The following is a 3375-nucleotide window of genomic DNA, read 5'->3' as shown; positions in this document are numbered from 1 at the left end:
CGTTTATCGATGGTATACACATCGAGGAGGACTCTAATTCAATAGATCGCGAGAAGGTCGCCTGATGCTCTCTCATACACCACATTTGACTATATCTCCCAATAATTCCTCTGCAGTCATCACTACAACTCGCAAAATACAATGGTTCCCACCTGGCTCCAATTCTTCCAGGACTCCACTCCATTTAACCGCAACTTCTCAGGCACAACTATTCTCAGCTGTCAGCACATAGGAGAAACCCTGATGATCCAAATTTTGAATCTGAGTTAAACCCTCTCAACGGTTTTTCCTCAAGCGCATCGCACCCCCAATACCCAGCGATCATCCATCATCAACTGCAGTAAGCTGAACTCTCGCTATTATGGGTGAATAAACCAACGGGTAAGCGCACTCCCAGGATATTGAAGCGAGAACTATGACCCTTGCTAAAAGTTATGCCTACTTCACCCCCGAAGACTATTTAGAAATTGAACGGGTGAGTCCCATTAAGCATGAATATCTGCAAGGGCAAATTGTGGCCATGGCAGGTGCGAGTAAAGCCCATGTCATTATTACAGGCAATCTGTCTGCCTTACTGGTGAATCACCTGCGTGGGACTAGCTGTATTGCCTATGCGACGGATATGAAAGTCCGACTACCCACCCTTAACCTGTTTTACTATGCAGATTTATCGGTGACCTGCGATGAACGAGACCGCAGTTCCACCCAAGACTTTATTCTCCATCCCAAGCTAGTGGTTGAAGTGTTGTCAGATTCAACGGAGGCTTTTGATCGGGGAGATAAGTTTTCTGATTACCAATCGATTGTAGCGCTGGAAGAATATGTACTGATTCACCAAAAACAGATTTTGGTGGAACGATTCCAACGTAAATCTGACAATCTATGGGTGCCAGCCATTTATCAGACGGGGGACGCCGTTACCTTCGAGAGTATTGGTTTTTCCTGTGCGATCGCGCAACTGTATGAGAACTTAGAACAGCTCTCTCCCTGAGCACACATAGTGTTGGGTAAGTAGCCAAGCCTTAAAAATTGTCTGTAAAGGCTCATGAAGCAGCGAGCCGTGATGGGAAGCTAAATAAGACTGTCCACTTTTTTGAGTAAAGGTCAGTTTTCGAGATGGCTTTCAGTAAAATCACATCCCCTCAAAGTGAAGCCACTCAAATCAGCATATTCCAGTTTGCTCTGGCGGAAATCTCTTTCCCCAGCAGCATATCGCTCCAACAATTCCTCAGCAGTCATCAATACAACTCGCAAAATACAATGATTCCCACCGGGGTCCAATTCCTCCAGGACTCTACTCCATTTAACCTCAACCCCCCTGGCACAAAGATCTTCAGCTATCAGCCCATAGGGGAAACCCTGATTCAGAGACTGAACCAGGGCTGACGGGGAAAATAAACACTTAGATCAAAAGAGCAGTCGGACTGCTAGGGCAAAGCCTAGTTCAGAGCTTCAGCACCGCCGACCACCTCAAGCAACTCTTGGGTAATCGCCGCTTGTCGCGCCTTGTTATAAGACAAGGTCAGCGTACCGATCAACTCAGAAGCATTATCACTGGCATTATTCATCGCCGTCATTCGAGCAGCCAATTCACTGGCAGCTGATTCCTGCAAAGCCCGCAAAAGCTGATTATTCAGATACAGCGGCAATAATGCATCCAGAATCTGAATGGGATTTTGCTCAAAGATCATGTCCGTAGGCATTTCCTGGGGAGTTCCCCGCTCCATGCGCTCACGTTCCACCTGAAACTGCCCACCACGGGTGGTTAACCGGAAGACTTCATCTTCTTCAGCAACAACCAACGCGTCAGGATCGAGCGGTAGTAGAGTCTGGACTACAGGTCGAGAATTCACCAGAGAGATAAACCGAGTGTAAATTAACTCAACGTGATCTACTTCTTCTGATAGATAGAGCGATAAAAGTTCATCGGCAATATCAGATGCTTCTTGAGCGGTCGGGATTTGCTCCAGACCACCGTAAGTGGCTTCGATGGGCTGCTCTCGACGTTGGAAATACTGAATCGCTTTCCGACCTACAAGAACAAACGTATAGTCAATCCCTTTGGCTTTCAGTTCCTTGGATCGTTCTTCTGCTCGCTTAATCACACTACTGTTATAAGCACCACAGAGACCGCGATCGCCCGTGACCACTAAGAGACAGACTTTACGCAAAGCCCGTTCTTGTAGCAGGGGTAACTCCACTTCTTCGAACTTGAGTCGAGCTTGCAAGCCATAGAGCACTTGAGCAAGGCGGTCCGCAAAGGGACGGGTTGCTGTCACCTGCTCTTGAGCCCGCCGGACCTTGGCGGCGGCCACTAGCCGCATCGCCTCGGTGATTTTTTTAGTATTCTTGACCGTCGAAATGCGATCGCGAATCGATTTGAGGTTTGGCATAATTCCCTCCTAGACCGCAGCCATAAAAGATTTCTTAAAGTCAGCAATGGCTGTTTTGAGAATTCCTTCGGCCTCGTCACCCATTTTCTTCTCGCTGCGGACTAACTCGCCATACTTGCCATGGTTAGCTTTCAGGTCATCCCGCATACCTTGAACAAATTCCGTAACCTTATCCGTGGGCACATCATCCAGGTAACCATTGGTACCGGCATAGATCACCGCAACCATCTCTTCTACGGGTAGGGGAGAATATTGAGGCTGCTTGAGAATTTCCCGCAGACGGGCACCCCGAGCCAACTGGTTCTGGGTGGCTTGGTCTAGGTCAGAGGCAAACTGAGCGAATGCTTCTAGTTCAGCAAACTGAGCCAGTTCCAGCTTCAGCTTACCGGCGACCTGTTTCATCGCTTTGATTTGAGCGGCAGATCCCACTCGGGACACGGAAATACCGGCGTTAATCGCAGGACGTAAACCAGCGTTGAACAAGTCAGAAGACAAGAAGATCTGACCGTCGGTAATGGAAATAACGTTGGTAGGAATGTACGCTGACACGTCACCCGCTTGAGTTTCCACAATCGGTAGGGCGGTCATACTGCCTTCACCCAATTCAGGGCTCAGCTTGGCTGCACGCTCCAACAAGCGAGAGTGGAGATAGAACACATCCCCAGGATAAGCCTCACGTCCGGGTGGACGACGGAGGAGCAGAGACATCTGGCGATAAGCCTGAGCCTGCTTGGAGAGGTCATCGTAGATCACCAAGGTGTGCTTGCCGTTGTACATAAAGTACTCAGCAATGGCTGCGCCAGTATAAGGAGCCAAATATTGTAGCGTTGCCGGGTCGTTGGCGTTGGCAGCAACCACGACAGTATAGTCGAGAGCACCCCGTTCTCTTAAGACTTCAACCACCTGAGCCACGGTAGAGGCTTTCTGACCAATGGCGACGTAGACACAAATCACATCTTCCGACTTTTGGTTGAGGATGGTG

Annotated in this window: 4 protein-coding genes; 1 reads left to right on the top strand and 3 read right to left on the bottom strand. The window is 48.9% G+C overall.

The window, feature by feature from the left end; genetic code table 11:
- Nucleotides 1-415 precede the first annotated feature (415 nt).
- Nucleotides 416-991, top strand: a complete 576-nt coding sequence (locus Q0986_RS07985) for a Uma2 family endonuclease (protein ID WP_299407559.1) — start codon at nucleotides 416-418, stop codon at nucleotides 989-991.
- A gap of 113 nt (nucleotides 992-1104) precedes the next feature.
- Here the strand turns inward: Q0986_RS07985 and Q0986_RS07980 are convergent, their stop codons facing one another.
- The 3 genes from Q0986_RS07980 to atpA all read right to left on the bottom strand — a co-directional run.
- Nucleotides 1105-1239 carry a pentapeptide repeat-containing protein gene (locus Q0986_RS07980; protein ID WP_299407558.1) on the bottom strand — a complete coding sequence of 45 codons (135 nt, stop codon included), beginning with the start codon at nucleotides 1237-1239 and terminating at the stop codon, nucleotides 1105-1107.
- A gap of 200 nt (nucleotides 1240-1439) precedes the next feature.
- A complete protein-coding gene (locus tag Q0986_RS07975; protein WP_299407557.1) occupies nucleotides 1440-2393 on the bottom strand; it encodes a F0F1 ATP synthase subunit gamma in 954 nt (317 codons plus the stop codon).
- A 9-nt stretch (nucleotides 2394-2402) separates the two neighbouring features.
- The coding region (gene atpA / locus Q0986_RS07970; protein WP_299407556.1) for a F0F1 ATP synthase subunit alpha at nucleotides 2403-3375 on the bottom strand (973 nt) is incomplete at its 5' end.

This window comes from Acaryochloris sp. IP29b_bin.148, assembly GCF_028285565.1.
In the GTDB taxonomy this organism is placed as follows: Bacteria; Cyanobacteriota; Cyanobacteriia; order Thermosynechococcales; family Thermosynechococcaceae; genus Acaryochloris.
This window is presented reverse-complemented; position numbering and strand designations above follow the sequence as displayed.

Excerpts from the sequence above, each read along its gene's own strand:
- Q0986_RS07985 (WP_299407559.1), top strand. The coding sequence starts at position 416 with ATGACCCTTGCTAAAAGTTATGCCTACTTCACCCCCGAAGACTATTTA.
- Q0986_RS07980 (WP_299407558.1), bottom strand. The coding sequence starts at position 1,239 with ATGACTGCTGAGGAATTGTTGGAGCGATATGCTGCTGGGGAAAGAGAT.
- Q0986_RS07975 (WP_299407557.1), bottom strand. The coding sequence starts at position 2,393 with ATGCCAAACCTCAAATCGATTCGCGATCGCATTTCGACGGTCAAGAAT.